The organism is Domibacillus tundrae (assembly GCF_000970675.1).
Lineage (GTDB): Bacteria > Bacillota > Bacilli > Bacillales > Domibacillaceae > Domibacillus > Domibacillus tundrae.
On record NZ_LAJA01000017.1, the window covers coordinates 110,657 to 125,188 of the forward strand.

General features: G+C 43.6%; 12 protein-coding genes and 2 pseudogenes. 9 read left to right on the plus strand and 5 right to left on the minus strand.

What is annotated here, in order from left to right; genetic code table 11:
- The first annotated feature begins 152 nt into the window (after window positions 1-152).
- From VQ00_RS14345 to VQ00_RS14355, 3 genes are all read left to right on the plus strand, one after another.
- Window positions 153-551 carry a DoxX family protein gene (locus tag VQ00_RS14345; protein WP_046180798.1) on the plus strand — a complete coding sequence of 133 codons (399 nt, stop codon included), beginning with the start codon at window positions 153-155 and terminating at the stop codon, window positions 549-551.
- Window positions 552-567: 16 nt separating this feature from the next.
- Entirely contained in the window at window positions 568-1,503 is a 936-nt protein-coding gene (locus tag VQ00_RS14350; RefSeq protein ID WP_046180799.1) for a ring-cleaving dioxygenase, read from the plus strand.
- Between the two features lie 231 nt (window positions 1,504-1,734).
- Complete coding sequence (locus VQ00_RS14355) at window positions 1,735-2,244, plus strand: flavin reductase family protein (RefSeq protein WP_046180800.1); 510 nt, start codon at window positions 1,735-1,737, stop codon at window positions 2,242-2,244.
- A gap of 823 nt (window positions 2,245-3,067) precedes the next feature.
- Here the strand turns inward: VQ00_RS14355 and VQ00_RS14360 are convergent.
- Genes VQ00_RS14360 through VQ00_RS14370 form a run of 3 tightly spaced genes read right to left on the minus strand, consistent with a single transcriptional unit; the run spans window position 3,068 to window position 7,420 of the window.
- Window positions 3,068-5,266 (minus strand): transglutaminase TgpA family protein, encoded by a 2,199-nt coding sequence (locus VQ00_RS14360; RefSeq protein WP_046180801.1) that lies wholly within the window; start codon window positions 5,264-5,266, stop codon window positions 3,068-3,070.
- Entirely contained in the window at window positions 5,263-6,465 is a 1,203-nt protein-coding gene (locus VQ00_RS14365; protein ID WP_046180802.1) for a DUF58 domain-containing protein, read from the minus strand. Before VQ00_RS14365 ends, VQ00_RS14360 begins: the two co-directional genes overlap by 4 nt.
- The gene (locus tag VQ00_RS14370) at window positions 6,458-7,420 is read right to left on the minus strand and encodes an AAA family ATPase (RefSeq protein WP_046180803.1); all 963 of its coding nucleotides are present in this window, start codon (window positions 7,418-7,420) and stop codon (window positions 6,458-6,460) included. Before VQ00_RS14370 ends, VQ00_RS14365 begins: the two co-directional genes overlap by 8 nt.
- A gap of 392 nt (window positions 7,421-7,812) precedes the next feature.
- On the opposite strand from VQ00_RS14370, the gene VQ00_RS14375 reads away from it, so the two are divergent.
- The 3 genes and pseudogenes from VQ00_RS14375 to VQ00_RS18200 all read left to right on the plus strand — a co-directional run.
- Complete coding sequence (locus VQ00_RS14375; protein WP_046180804.1) at window positions 7,813-8,193, plus strand: hypothetical protein; 381 nt, start codon at window positions 7,813-7,815, stop codon at window positions 8,191-8,193.
- Window positions 8,194-8,977: 784 nt separating this feature from the next.
- Window positions 8,978-9,460 carry a C40 family peptidase gene (locus tag VQ00_RS14380; RefSeq protein ID WP_046180805.1) on the plus strand — a complete coding sequence of 161 codons (483 nt, stop codon included), beginning with the start codon at window positions 8,978-8,980 and terminating at the stop codon, window positions 9,458-9,460.
- A gap of 41 nt (window positions 9,461-9,501) precedes the next feature.
- A pseudogene (locus VQ00_RS18200) lies at window positions 9,502-9,728 on the plus strand (family 1 glycosylhydrolase); the annotation flags it as partial.
- Between the two features lie 130 nt (window positions 9,729-9,858).
- Here VQ00_RS18200 and VQ00_RS18205 read toward each other — a convergent pair.
- Window positions 9,859-10,002, minus strand: a pseudogene (locus VQ00_RS18205) (RpiR family transcriptional regulator); the annotation flags it as partial.
- Window positions 10,003-10,057: 55 nt separating this feature from the next.
- Window positions 10,058-10,930, minus strand: a complete 873-nt coding sequence (gene murB / locus VQ00_RS14385) for a UDP-N-acetylmuramate dehydrogenase (protein WP_046180806.1) — start codon at window positions 10,928-10,930, stop codon at window positions 10,058-10,060.
- 215 nt (window positions 10,931-11,145) lie between these two features.
- On the opposite strand from murB, the gene VQ00_RS14390 reads away from it, so the two are divergent.
- The 3 genes from VQ00_RS14390 to VQ00_RS14400 all read left to right on the plus strand — a co-directional run bounded on the left by VQ00_RS14390 (window position 11,146) and on the right by VQ00_RS14400 (window position 14,425).
- Entirely contained in the window at window positions 11,146-11,508 is a 363-nt protein-coding gene (locus VQ00_RS14390) for a YidH family protein (protein ID WP_046180807.1), read from the plus strand.
- Between the two features lie 104 nt (window positions 11,509-11,612).
- The gene (locus tag VQ00_RS14395; RefSeq protein WP_046180808.1) at window positions 11,613-13,019 is read left to right on the plus strand and encodes an MBL fold metallo-hydrolase; all 1,407 of its coding nucleotides are present in this window, start codon (window positions 11,613-11,615) and stop codon (window positions 13,017-13,019) included.
- A gap of 377 nt (window positions 13,020-13,396) precedes the next feature.
- Window positions 13,397-14,425 (plus strand): C40 family peptidase, encoded by a 1,029-nt coding sequence (locus VQ00_RS14400; RefSeq protein ID WP_082091581.1) that lies wholly within the window; start codon window positions 13,397-13,399, stop codon window positions 14,423-14,425.
- The last annotated feature ends 107 nt before the right edge of the window (window positions 14,426-14,532 follow it).

The window sequence follows — 14,532 nt, forward strand, 5'->3', positions numbered from 1 at the left end:
AAAGTATCAAGAAACAGGTTGACGACCTTTTGAAAAGCTGATATTATTATCTCGAATTCAAGATAAAATCACAAATAAATTCAAAAAAGCATTTCGATTTTTTTTAATTATATATCTCGAATTCAAGATAAAATCCTTAGGAGGAAGAAAACATGTTAGATGCAGGTTTGTTACTTATTCGGTTGGTCATTGGTTTAGCGTTTGTCGGTCACGGCGCACAGAAATTATTTGGCTGGTTTGGCGGTTACGGTTTGAAAGGAACAGGCGGCTGGTTTGATTCGATCGGCATGAAGCCGGGGGTTACGATGGCGCTTTTGGCGGGTCTTGCGGAGTTTGTAGGCGGGGCGTTGTTTGCACTTGGTTTACTGACACCGCTCGCGGGTATTTTGATTGCAGGAACGATGGTTATTGCGATTGTAAAAGTACATGGAGCGAACGGATTTTGGAGCACACAAAACGGTTATGAGTATAACTTAATTTTGCTTGCAGCAGCAATCGGTGTCGCTTTAACTGGTCCCGGCCGTTATGCATTTGACGCCCTATTAGGGTAAAAAAGGAGAGAGAAACATGAAGCAAACAGCAGGTATCCATCATATTACGGCGATCGTTGGTGATCCGCAGGAAAACGTTGATTTTTACGCAGCTGTTCTCGGCTTGCGTTTAGTGAAAAAAACAGTCAATTTTGATGATCCCGGCACGTATCATCTGTACTTCGGTAACGAAGCGGGGAGTCCAGGAACCATCATCACGTTTTTCCCATGGCCCGGCGCACAAAGAGGCATGATCGGAGACGGACAGGTCGGTGTAACAACCTATGTGGTACCAGCTGGTGCGCTTTCGTTCTGGGAAAAGCGGCTTCATTCCTTTTCCATTCCTTTCTCAAAACAAGAACGGTTCGCAGAGCAATATTTGGCGTTTGATGATCCACATGGGCTTCAGCTTGAAATTGTAGAACGGGCAGAAGGCCGACACAACAGCTGGGCATTTAATGGTGTGACGCCGGATGTCGCAATTAAAGGTTTTGGAGGTGCGATTCTTTTTTCTGCGCAGCCGGAAAAAACGGCCCATTTGCTTCAACACGTCATGGGATTGGAGCGGGTGGCTGAAGAGAGCGGCTTGATCCGATTCCGTGCTGCAGGGGATATCGGCAACGTGATTGATGTGAAAACAACGCCATCCGGGCGTGGACAAATGGGTGCAGGCACCGTTCATCACATTGCCTGGCGGGCAAAAGACGACGAGGATCAGCTGGAATGGCAAAAAATTGTCGCGGATGAAGGCTACGGGGTAACACCGGTCACAGACCGCCAATACTTTAATGCTATTTATTTTAGAGAACAAGGTCATATTTTGTTTGAAATCGCCACGGATCCGCCCGGTTTTGCGATCGATGAATCAGTAGATAAAATGGGCGAAAGCCTCAAGCTGCCGTCACAGTACGAAATTCATCGGGAAAAGATTGAAGAAATGTTGATCCCGATTGAAGTAAGAAAAATAACATAATAATCAAGTATTTGGGGCGGTTTATTCAAATTTAGGCTGGTTTCTGTTCTGCTTGGGGCGGAAAAAAGTTTTACCGGCCCAGACGCAGTACATTCCGGCTTAAAATAAAATATTCCGCCCCAAAACAGAGCTGTCTCCATTTTTAGAGGCAGCTTTTTGGGATTTAAAAGTGGCAAAGAATAGAAAGGAACGATACGATAAAAGGGATTATTAATCAAAGGGGGAAATAGAATGGCAAACGAACAAAAACAGCAATTGTTTAAAGACGCGATGGGCAATTACCCAACAGGGGTTACAGTTGTGACTGCAACATCCGCTAATGGTGAACCGATTGGGTTGACCGTTAATTCATTCGCATCTGTTTCACTCGATCCGCTATTAATTTTGTGGTCCATTGATCACAAAGTGTCAACGATTCAAGAGTTTGTGGAAGGCGGAAAATTTGCCGTTCATATTTTAGCAGGAAATCAGCAGGATGTCTGCATGACCTTTGCAACAAAAGGCGTAGACCGCTTCAGCACATGTGAATGGTCTTTCTCACCTGAGCACAATTTGCCACTTATTGAAGGCGCATTTGCGGTTCTTCAATGTAAAACCTTCAAAACGGTTGAAGCAGGGGACCATACGATTTTAATCGGAGAAGTGGAAGATATCCAAATCGATTCAGGCAAAGACCCAATGCTGTATCACCGCCGCCATTTTGCCTCTATTCCAGCGGAGTTTTACAATCGGAAAAAATAAAAGGTTTAGCCGTCCAGAAATGAAAATTTTGGACGGCTTTTTATTTGTGCTGGAATATTTCACGCTATATAAGTTGACTTATCATTTTGCCTTCTGCCACCCGGGTGATCGATCCACGCCTCTAAAGAGTGGCCTGCCTGACAAAAACCAGCTTCATACCCATTATGACGGTCTCTTTTGGGTGAGGCCCGTTTTGACCTGCTTCTTTTAACGAGAGCCGAAATGGCGCGGGCGCACGGCTTCGCGCACCATAGGGCAGGCGCTGAGCTCGTTTCCGTCGCTTTGCGGCTGCACTGATCTGCTAGTCCCACTGGAGTCTGCGCCGCACACCCGCCGCCTCTGCTTTTTTCATGAGTGAATGTAAAAAAAGGAAAGGCTGGTTTAGCCTGATTCTTTCTAAAACAAAAGGGGACAATCGCTGCGCCAATAAAAGCGGAACTCCCCAGCTTGAATAGTCGCCGCCCTTCAAAGCTACTTGGTGAGGCCTGACGGACGAAGACTCCTGCGGGATGTACAGTGAGTCGGCAGATCCCGCAGGCGCAGCCGAGGAAGCTGCCGCACTGCCCGTGGAACGCGAAGTCCGGCAGGCTTCACCTATCGGCTCCTTTTCAAAACATCAGACATTCTCTACAAGACCGATCCATGCCTGCAAAAATAAGGTGTTATTTGGAAGAGCTGATCCTACAACAAATCGTTGATCAGCCTTGCCTCTACACGAAACGCACTAACTCAAACAGCCACTGTTTTCTAAAGTAAAAATCTTTGTTCAACTTATATAGAATCTGAAAATTATATTATCGGCCCTAATGGAACAAAAAATTTTTTAGCGTGTTTTCTTCATAAGGGATTCCCATTCATTCCTTGCATTTTCCCACGTTCCTTTAGGAAGACTGCCTCTGTATAAATATTGTTCATACCAACCTGTAAGCTGGGTCATTGAGCTGCTGGAGAAAAGCAAGTCAATTTCCTTGGCGTATTCTCTCAATGTCTGCCCAGCTTTCCTTTTTAACCCACAGCGCTCAAGCTGAGTGAGAAGAACGAGATACGCTTTGGGGAAATGGTGATCCTGTCGATCTCGTTTATAAATGAAAATATAATAGAAAGGCAGCCATTTTCTCCGGGACCGGTAGAATAAAGCGGCCATGACGAAAACTGCAGCAACGAGGACAACGATGTTTTTCCAGTTTGTTTTCAGGAATAATCCTACATTCGGCTGCGGCGCTTCCTGAGAAGCATCATTTACCTCTTCTTCCGGTTCCGGCTCTGCTGCTACAGGCTGCTCTGGCGTTTCGACCGGTGTTTCTATATTCTCTGTTGTTTCTTCCTCCACGAGTGTCTCTGTTGTTTCCTCCAATTCAGGCACGTCTTCATTGGTAAACCCTTGTGTAGGCTCAAAAGGGACCCAGCCAATGTTTGGAAAATAAACCTCCACCCATGAATGGGCATTTTCACTGGTTACCTGATAGATTTTATTTTCGGCTTCATTTGTTTCCAGGTATGTCCCTTCTGTGTAGCCTTTTACCCAGCGTGTGGGGATATCAAGCGTTCGCAGCAAGACAGCCATGGAAGTGGAAAAGTTGTCACAGTATCCACGTTTTGTATCAAATAAAAACTGGGCGACATAGTCCTCGTCTTCTGACGGAACAGGCACATCCACTTGCTCGTAGGCGAAGCCGCTGGAGCTGAAATACGCTTCAACCGCTTTTGCTTTATCGAACCATGTTTCTTGTCCCCGCGTAATGTCTAACGCCAGCTCCCTTATCTCCGGCGGCACGTTTTCGGGAAGCTGGGTATACGTATCGGCAATAGCCTGAAAAGAGCGATCGGCTTCCTCAGGTGAACTTGCTTCAAGATCCTTGGCCTGAAAAGAGGGGTGCTCATACTGAACAGAATACGATGCAGGAGCTTCTTGTTCAGCGCCATTGAGCGCCGTTATTCCATTTGTCTGCTGATTCAGCTGGTAACGGTAAGAAGAAGTCGCATCAATTCTTTGTAAGCCATGCGGATATTGAATATGCGCATGGTCTTCTTCGTTGTATACGATGCTTGTCCTTTCTTCTGAAGGAACCTTTTCTGTAAAGGAGAAAAGAGAAGACGGGACGTTCCGCCTGAAATTCAGCGGCTGCCCGTCTCGACTGGAAGAAATCCAGCCTTTTCCGGTATACACATCTCTCGTATCCACTTTCCAGTAATGGGGCTCTTCTACTTCAGCTGTAAACACGACCATATTGGCAGGCAAAAACGGGCCGCCAAGTTCGGAATCATCCGACCTTAATCCGCTTCGTTTCGTCTCATTTACAGCTGTATTCCCGGAACCGCTCAGTGACTTAAGGAAAGGAACAGGATTAGGCCAGACAGGATCCGCTTTTGGAACGGCAAAAGCAATGACTGCGCTCCCTGCAATCACGGCTGCCAAAGAAAACATCCATTTCCGCTTGATCCTGCCATTTTTTTGAATGTTCTCGGAATCGGCCAGCCGGCGGAACGTCAGTATTCCCATCATGGCAAATCCGGTCAGGACCGATCTGATGATGGCTGCATCTGCTTCATATGGCGAAAAAGCATCCAATACCGTAATGAAAATGAGTGTCGCGAGAAAAAAGAACAAGATATTTTTACGGTCAATCAGCCAATAGCGGAGTAAATACGTTGTTATCCACAGGAGGGCAAAGAACAGTAACGTTCGAAATGAATCTGACATCTCTGTCCACTGGCCTTTCAAAATCGATCCTGCATTTTGAAAGAAATCCTTTAAAAACAAGTCGATCCATGTGTCGACGTTTCCAAAGTAAATGTATTGAATCGTCAAAAGAATATAAATCAGCTTTAAAACAACAGTTGGCACTAACGGGAGGCCCAAAAAAGCCAGCAGCAGTGATCCAAAAATAAAACCAAGAAAAATGTTGATGGAGCTCGTGCCGGTTAGCTGTTCTACCGGTCTTAACCATTCCCATAGGAGAAGAAAACTAAAAACATACAAAAGAAAAGAATCGATATTCCGTTTTGTGCTCTTTTGATTCATCTGCCATTCACCTCCGAAAAGGTTTTCCCGAATTGGCCTTCTTGTACAACTCGGATCTGGATTCCAGTGGCAGCAGTTATTCGTATATCTGGCCCAGCCCCTTGTTTGCCGTTGATCAGAAAGATGATGACGGACTGGCTTCTGCGAGAATAATAGCGAGCCCTTTCGACAACTTCTTCGGTCAGCTGGGACGTTACAAGCATGAGTGTACGGCCTTGCTGAGCAAGAAAAGTTTCTTTCTCCAGCACCCGGGCAAACGAAACAGCGCTTTTATCCTTAATTTTCGCCAGATGATAAAAAAGCCGCTGCTCCTGCACGTCTCCACCGCGAATCGTGAAACTGCGCCGTTCATCACTTACCGTCAGCAAGCCGACTTGTGTCCCTGTCCGTATCATGCCTCTGATGGCAGAAGCGGTAAACGAAACAACCGTTTCAAATTGCGAAGCAGGGGTGCAATCCATCACAATCATCAAATCGTGGGACCGGTGCTGCTCAAACTCTTTTGTCATCAGGTCATTTCGTTTAGCGGTCGCTTTCCAGTTAATCAAGGATAAGCGGTCGCCAGGCAGGTAGTTGCGAATCCCAACAGACATAGCCATATCCTGATCTCGATAAACTCGTCTATTTGTAATGGCTGTACCTTGATCAACCTGGCCGGCAAACGGACGGTAACTCAGTTCTTCGTAAAGTGGATAAACCACTATTTTATTTTCCAGTGGAATCAGCTTTTCTTTTTCAATGAATCCGAATAAATCTCCTGTTTTCACACGAATCCCAGTGAAATGGTGTTCCCCCCTCGGCAGCTGATCAATCTCATATTCGAATTGAAGCGTTTTTTTAAAGCCAGGCAGCAAAAGTATTTTCTGCTGCTGTTTTTCTTTTAGCGTGAAAGATTCTTCCGCCTGCTCTTCCAGGATCATGTAAAAAAGCGGAAAGCGGCTCTTTCTGACGACGGTCAATTGAATTCGGACAGATTCATTAAAAATAAATTCCTGCTTCGATAACATTCTTTCAGCTGTACAGGACAAAGGATAAAAAAACAAGCTGAACGCATAAATGATAAATGGAAGGGAGCTGTAAAATAAAAACCAGCTGACAAATCCTCCTTGAAACATAGCATACGAGAAAGCAAGAATAGTCAATCCGATTAAAAAAATAAATCCGCCAGATTCTTTCATCTTCAAAAACGCTTTATTCATATTTTGCCACGTGCCTTTGAATTGGCACAGACACCCGGCTGATCACTTGCTCAATCACGTCTTCTATTTGTACTCCTTCAAAACGGGCTTCTGGTCTTAGGATGATTCTATGGGCAAAAACAAACGGGGCAAGATACTGAATATCATCAGGAAGCACGTAATCTCTTTCATGAATGAAGGCCAGCGCCTGTGACGCTTTCATCAGGGCGATCGAACCACGGGGACTAACACCTAAAAATACATTTTCGTGTGAACGGGTATGGCTGGAAAGCTCGACGATATATCTTCTAATTGATTCATCAACATACACTTCTTTTATATCGAGCTGCAGCTGCCGAAGTTCTTGAAGGCTGATAACTGGCTGCAGGTCATCAATAGGGGGGACTTTTTGCGCCCGTTGTAATACTTCCATTTCTTCATCCAGAGTGGGGTAGCCCATTTTCATTTTCAGCAGGAAACGGTCAAGCTGAGCTTCTGGAAGAGGGTAGGTCCCTTCGTATTCAATTGGATTTTGCGTAGCCATCACAAAAAACGGTTTTTCGAGGTTGTAAGTGACGCCATCAACTGTAATGCTTTTTTCTTCCATTCCTTCGAGCAAGGCGGATTGGGTTTTAGGCGACGTCCGGTTAATTTCATCAGCGAGAATGATATTTCCCATAATAGGACCTGGATAAAACTGAAAATCCATGTCCCGTGGATTATAAATCGACACGCCCATTACATCAGAAGGCAGCAAGTCAGGTGTAAATTGAATTCTCCGCAGCTCTGCGCTAATCGACTTCGCAAGCGCCCGAACGGCCATCGTCTTTCCGACACCCGGCACATCTTCAAGCAGCACATGGCCATCAGCTAACAGCGCCACCAGGCTTAATTTAGCCACTTCCTGTTTTCCTGTTATCACTTTTTCAATATTTTGAAGGATTTTTTCAATCCCAGGATGTATTCGGTTCGTCAATTCTTTTCCTCCTACCTTATTTAAAATCAATCGATCCGTCTTGTGGCAATGGTTCGGGAAATGATCGAAAATTTAGATTTTTTCTTCTAATAATAAGTTTAACTTATTATTCTTATACAAAGTCAAATATTACGTACTGTTCTTTTTCTTTAATGAAGAGAGTAATAAGCTTTCTTGTTTCGTTTATTCAAGACCGGCACCGCTAATTGGTACTCTATACGCTAGGTTGCTCCACTTCGGCTGATCAAACGAAAAGCTTTCTAAACTGGCCAGCGCATTTTTAATCGAATAATGTGCATAAGCTGGAAATAAAATAAATATAAAAGGTTCAGGTTATTGGGTGAATGAGTAAAAACGTGATTTCTTACTTTTTAACGAAAAGGAGTGGTTAGGTGAAAATCAATTTACCGACAAAAACAATGGGGGAGATTGTTAAATCGTTGGAGATTAAAAATCAAGCCAGTACACGTTTTAATGGGAAAGATTATTATTTCAGGAAAGAGAGATTTTCGCTTGAATCCGGTACACCTTCAAATATTAAAGCTACATTAGAGTCACTGGACAAAAAAGTGGAGAAAATAATTCAGCGTGAAGCAGCATCCAGCCATTGCAGCTTTGCCACAATTGGCCGTGTTCGAGAGCAGCAGGAGAATTTAGAATCAGGAAAAGTTGTTTACATTTACTTTTTTTCGAATAATGAATTCGACACAGTGTTTCCTGATAAACTCGTCACGCAGTATGAGCTGCATAGTTGGACAAAAGCGGCTGAATAAACGTTTATTATTCAACAATCGAACGCTCAAGGAGAGTTCTCAGAGTGTAGACAAAGTCAACATTCGTCTTTTCAACAAAAATTTCCATTACCGAAAAAGGCAGGTATCTTTGAGAGAAGCAGGCTCGTTTTTTTACCTGGAGCCGGCAGGGGAAACCACCCGGACTTCGCTTTCCGCGGGCAGTGCAGGCGCTTCCTCGGCTGCGCCTGCGGGATCTCCCGACTCACTGTACGTCCCGCAGGAGTCTTCTCACCAAATGTTTTAGAAAACCAGCAAGAGGAAGCAAGTCCTGATAGGCTGTATGTATGGACCTGCCAGACATGGCTGTTTCGTTTAAAAGCACAGGCGGCGGGCGGAGACGAGCTCAGCGCCTGCCCCATAGAAAGCGAAGCCGCACGCCCGTCGCCTCCCGTCAAAACAGCCCTCATGTGAAGAAACAAAAGGAGATTCCGTCAAAAATTTTATTTGTCTACAGTCTGCGAACTCTCAAGGAGAGTTCTTTTTTTGTTCTATAAAATAAATGATTTAAATATGAACATCACTTCTGAATAAATTTATAGATGGTACTAACCTTCTATTTACAATAATTGAAAACGGAATAGAAAAAAGAGAGGGATTGTCCCAAAAAGTTAACTTTTAGAACAATCCCTCTATGAAACGGTTAGTTTATATGATTTAATTGTCGAATTCTTTCAACATAATTAAAAAGTATTTAGGAATGAAAATAACGGATGATCATATATTTACCTTTGTGGTTTATTTTTCACTTTAAGGAGGAGAAGAGTTGGTCATTAATTTATCAGGTGTAAGATGGGTGTCAGCAGCTTTCGCAATTTTGTCTCTAGTGATGGCGTTTATGTTTGGACCGGTTTCAAATGCATCCGCAACCATTAACTATGGGGAGGAAGTAGCGGCCGTAGCAACCAAGTATGTAGGAAGCCCTTATAAATATGGAGGAACAACACCAAAAGGGTTTGATGCAAGTGGTTTTACTCAGTATGTGTATAAAAACGCAGCAACAAAAATGTCCATTCCGCGCATGAGTGCTAATCAATATAAAACAGGCAAACCTGTTAACAAGAGTGAATTAAAAGCGGGAGATTTAGTGTTTTATGCAACAGGCACAAAGGGAAAAGTATCCTTCGTGGGCATTTATAATAGAAATGACACATTTATCGGTACGACCTCAAAAGGTGTAAAAGTTGTTAAAATGAGCGATAAATATTGGAAAGATCGATATGTAGGCGCTAAGCGAATAATTAAATAACAGGCCGCATGTAGACACGACTGTTCACTTTGTAATCTAGAATTGAAGCAATGAAGGAAGCGGTTGGAGACGGCGTCGACTTAATGGGCTGAACACCGCGTGGCAGCCAATTGATCTCTTCAGCTTCTCAACGTCCGAAATGTCGAAGCGGTACGGATTCATTTACGTAGACCTTAACGCTGACGGTAATAGGACATTAAAAAGAAGTAAAAAAGACAGCTTTGCCTGGTACCAGAACGTTATTGCGACAAATGGCGAAGAACTTTAAAAACATACCGGATTGCCTTAGAAGCAATCTGGTATGTTTATTTTTTCTGCTGGGACAGCCGTGCAGCTCCCAGGCGAGTGATTGAAGAATATACACAACAGACACTTGTGCTGTAATATTTGATTCTTCAAACAATGGCAGCAGTTGGGACGTGGGTTTCAGCGGCCAGCTCACGGATGCGCATGTAAATAACGTTGTTTTCGTTTTTCGATACGTATTGGTAAACGGCTGTTTCAAGTTCATTAAAAGAAGCAATCATTTCGCTTGTAAACAATCCACTATCCCCTCACACAAAAAAACCGCTTCCTTTGACGAAGCGGCTTTTTCGATTACTCTTCTCCAATAATTTTTACTTCTGTTTCTAATTCGACACCGAACTTTTCACGGACGCAGTCCTGCGCATACCGAATCAGGTTTAAATAGTCAGTTGAGGAAGCGCCATCTACGTTGACGATAAAGCCGGCATGTTTCGTGGAAATTTCTGCTCCGCCAATCCGCGTTCCCTGAAGGCCGCTGTCTTGAATTAATTTCCCGGCAAAGTAGCCGGTCGGGCGTTTAAATACGCTGCCGCATGAAGGATATTCAAGCGGCTGCTTGGATTCACGAAGCGCAGTGAATGTATCCATTGCTTCTTTAATTTCCTCATAGCTGCCCGGCTTCAGTTCGAAAACGGCTTCTAAAATAATATAGTCTTTTTCTGTAAACACACTTTTTCGGTAGCCGAAATGGAAATCATTCTCACCTAATGTAATCAGGTCACCGTCATGAGAAAGAACGATCGCTTTTGTAAGCACAGTGGATGTTTCACCACCGTATGCACCGGCATTCATGACGAGTGCGCCGCCGACTGAGCCAGGGATGCCGCATGCAAATTCAAGACCCGTTAAACGATGGTCAAGCGCTGTGCGGGAAACTTCAATAATTTTGGCTCCACTTCCGGCTGTGATCGAAGGCCCGTCAACATGAATCTGGTCAAAATATTCAAGAGCAATCACGATGCCGCGCAATCCTTTGTCGCGCACGAGCACGTTTGAGCCGTTGCCGAGAATCGTCAGCGGGATCTTGTTTTCTTTCGCATAATGGATAACAGTTTGCAGGTCGTCTATATGTTTAGGCTTAACGAAAACATCTGCCGTTCCGCCAGTTTTCGTATACGTATGCTTACGCAATGGAAACAGTGAATACACTAATCGTTCATCCATCTTCTTCTTTAAGTCGTTTGCAATTTGCAGCGCATCGATAGCTGCTCACCTTCCTTTTCTCATTGTCACTTCTATTATAAAGGATATGACAGGATTCGTTAATCATCTTTCTCTATTTAAGAAATGTTCCCCATTTTTAAGGGTATCGTATATAGTCTAAACAAATCATTTTACGATATATACCCTTTTTGGTATATAAAAAAAGAGGTGGAGAAATGGAAAAAACAAAAAGTTCTAAATTTATTCAACAGCATTTGGCTAATGAACGAACATATCTTGCTTGGGTGAGAACAGCGATTGCGATTATCGGCATCGGGTTTCTTGTCATTAACCTTCATTTTAATTTTTTGCCGCAGCATTCTGCACGTGCAGATGTAATGGCGAATATGATCGGTATTATTGCGGTCGTATCAGGCCTTTTTGTGATTGGGTTCTCGACGTATAGTTACTTTGCAAAAATTAAAACGATTGATGATGAAGTGTTCAAGCCGGAAAGGAACAGTGTGCTGGCACTGACCGGAATTATAGTTGCAACGATGCTCATGTTTGGATTATATGTCACGTTTATTTTTTCTTGAAAAAATTTAAAAATAAAAGAGTTGCAAACGGAATATACCCGTGTTAGTATAAATATACCTATTAGGGTATATTAACCTCCAAAAATGAAAGGAGAACCATATACATGTTATTTCGTTCGATTTTTGATGAAAAGTTAGCTCAATACACATACCTGATAGGATGTCAGCGCACAGGAGAAGCAATCATCATCGACCCACCGCGTCACGTTGACCACATTATTAAAGAAGCAAAAAAAGAAGGGATGACGATCACAGCAGCTGCTGAGACACATATCCATGCAGACTTCGTTTCCGGTGCACGCCAATTAGCGGTTAAGCACGGCGCGAAACTGTACTTGTCAGATGAAGGCGATGAAAACTGGAAATATCAATATATAGACGGTATTAATGCCGAATTGGTGAAAGACGGAATGAAATTTAAAATCGGAAACATCGAATTTAAAGTCATGCATACGCCGGGACATACCCCGGAGAGCGTCTCATTTGTCTTAACCGATATCGGCGGCGGTGCGTCAAAACCAATGGGCATTTTTACCGGTGACTTCGTCTTTGTCGGAGACATTGGCCGTCCGGATTTGCTGGAAAAAGCAGCAGGGATTCAAGGGACGGCCGACGGAGGAGCAAAGCAAATGTTTCAATCCGTGCAGCGCTTTAAACAGCTGCCAGATTACATGATGGTATGGCCGGCGCATGGAGCGGGCAGCGCATGCGGAAAATCACTCGGCGCGGTTCCAACTTCAACGGTTGGATATGAAAAACAATTTAACTGGGCGATGGAGATAAACAATGAAGAAGAGTTTGTCACAGAACTGTTGAAAGATCAGCCGGAAGCCCCTGTGTACTTCGCAGAAATGAAGCGCGTGAACAAAGCAGGCCCGGCGATTGTGGAAGCAGGCGAACCCGCATGGGCAGGCAGCGCCGATGAAGTGATTGAATGGGCAAAAGAAAACAAACATGTCCTCTTGGACACGCGTCCGGCTGAAGAATTTGAAAAAGGTTTTGTAAAAGGCGCCATCAATATTCCGTTCGGCAAGATGCTCGCAAACTGGGCGGGCTGGCTGATTGGTTACGATGAAAAAATAGTTATTATTGTCGAGAAAGCAGATGCGGAAGAAGCGTTGATTGCGCTTCGGTCGATTCACCTCGATGATGTCGTCAAATTAGCCGCACCTCATACAATGGCAAGTGCCGCAACTGAAACATATGAAACGGTAAAAGTGGCTCAATTTGAACAGCTGAAAGAAAGCGCTCAAGTGATTGACGTAAGGAACGACAGTGAATGGAAGCAAAGTCATATGAAAGGCGCAGACCACAAAATGCTCGGACTCCTTCGTAAAACAGGTGAAGAGCTTGATAAAACAAAACCAGTGCTTATTCATTGCCAATCCGGTGTTCGTTCGGCCATTGCGGCGAGTGTCATGAAGCATCTAGGATTTGAAGATGTTACACATCTAAAAGGCGGATTCAGTGCATGGAGCCGTGAAAACGAAAGTGAAATTATTTACTCATAATAAAGTGGGGCTGATTCCGATCAGCTCTTTTTCACAAAAAATATTAATATGGTATACAGTGAATCAGGCATACGCAGTAAGTGGCATGTGCCGCGATGTTGATAAAAGGGCATAAAAATATCATCCGTGCCGTACCGGATATAAGTGACTGGCACGGACCGATTGAAATACAATTTACGTCAAAAAGGTAAGAATTAGACGGAAAAGGAGCTGAAAAGAACTCCTTTTTTTGTTTTTCTGGAAATTTAAGTTTCAATTGTTACGAAAATAATCGAATTTGTAACTTTAACGTAAAACAATGTAATGTTTATTTTTGCTAAAATAAGATTTATGAGGAATATAGAGAGAAAAAAGAATGAGAATCTGGGAGGTACAGGGTGAACAGTTGCAAGAAAGCAGTTCTTTCATTTTTAGCTGTAATATTGTTTTTAAGCATGTCCCCGCTGACATCTGTCAAAACAGAAGCCGCATCTGTTGGTGAGTCGATTGTCGCTTACGGGAAAAAGTTCATGGGTATACCGTACGTATTTGGCGGAACGACACCAAATGGGTTCGACTGCTCCGGATTCATTCAATACATTTACAGAAACGCTGCTGATATTTCTTTGCCGCGTACAACAGGCGAGCAATACAATGTTGGTACAGCTGTGGCAAAAAGTGATTTGCAAGTCGGCGACCTTGTGTTTTATGCGAATACATATAAAAAAGGCATTTCTCACGTTGGGGTATACGCAGGCAATAACCAAGTATTAAATGCAACATCAAGCAAAGGCATTGCGCTTGTTTCAATGGATGATTCATACTGGGGTCCGAAATATGCAGGATCAAAACGTGTATTAGCTGATCAAACCGTACAAACGGAAAAAGCGCCGGAATGGTTCGTAGATGTAACTGAAACGGCCGCAACATATAATGCAATTAAAACATTAACAGATAAAGAGATTATTAACGGATTTGAAGATTACACATTCCGTCCAGAAGAAAAAGTAACACGCGGACAGGCAGCGGCGATTTTAAACCGTGTGCTTAGCTTAAAACCGGAAGTGATGAGCCACTTTACTGATGTACCGAAAACGAACCGCTTTGCGGCGGACATTGCAGCGATTCGCGAAGCTGGCATCATTAATGGATTTGAAGATAAAACATTCCGTCCGGATGAAGAAATGACTAGAAATGAAATGGCTTCAATTATTCAACGTGCATTTCATTTGAATGTTTCACAGACGGCAGCCGCAAGTGTAGGCTATACGGACATTAGCGCAGACCACTGGGCATATGAAGGCATTGTGACAATGGCATCGATTGATAAAACAGGCTTTTTCAAAGGCGATAAGTTTTATGGAACACATAATACTACACGTGAAGCATTCACAGTTGCAATTTATAACGCAATGAATGCAAACTAAATAGTCCAAAAGCAGCGCAAACGATGCGCTGCTTTTTTGTTCTGTTTATGGTGAAAAAGATGGGCTTTTTCCCTGTATACTGAAACGCTGTTAATTAGCTCGAGTGT

Bases quoted from the DNA above. Each gene is read 5' to 3' on its own strand.
- VQ00_RS14345 (WP_046180798.1), top strand. From the start codon at position 153: ATGTTAGATGCAGGTTTGTTACTTATTCGGTTGGTCATTGGTTTAGCG.
- VQ00_RS14350 (WP_046180799.1), top strand. From the start codon at position 568: ATGAAGCAAACAGCAGGTATCCATCATATTACGGCGATCGTTGGTGAT.
- VQ00_RS14355 (WP_046180800.1), top strand. From the start codon at position 1,735: ATGGCAAACGAACAAAAACAGCAATTGTTTAAAGACGCGATGGGCAAT.
- VQ00_RS14360 (WP_046180801.1), bottom strand. From the start codon at position 5,266: ATGAATCAAAAGAGCACAAAACGGAATATCGATTCTTTTCTTTTGTAT.
- VQ00_RS14365 (WP_046180802.1), bottom strand. From the start codon at position 6,465: ATGAATAAAGCGTTTTTGAAGATGAAAGAATCTGGCGGATTTATTTTT.
- murB (WP_046180806.1), bottom strand. From the start codon at position 10,930: ATGGATGAACGATTAGTGTATTCACTGTTTCCATTGCGTAAGCATACG.
- VQ00_RS14390 (WP_046180807.1), top strand. From the start codon at position 11,146: ATGGAAAAAACAAAAAGTTCTAAATTTATTCAACAGCATTTGGCTAAT.
- VQ00_RS14395 (WP_046180808.1), top strand. From the start codon at position 11,613: ATGTTATTTCGTTCGATTTTTGATGAAAAGTTAGCTCAATACACATAC.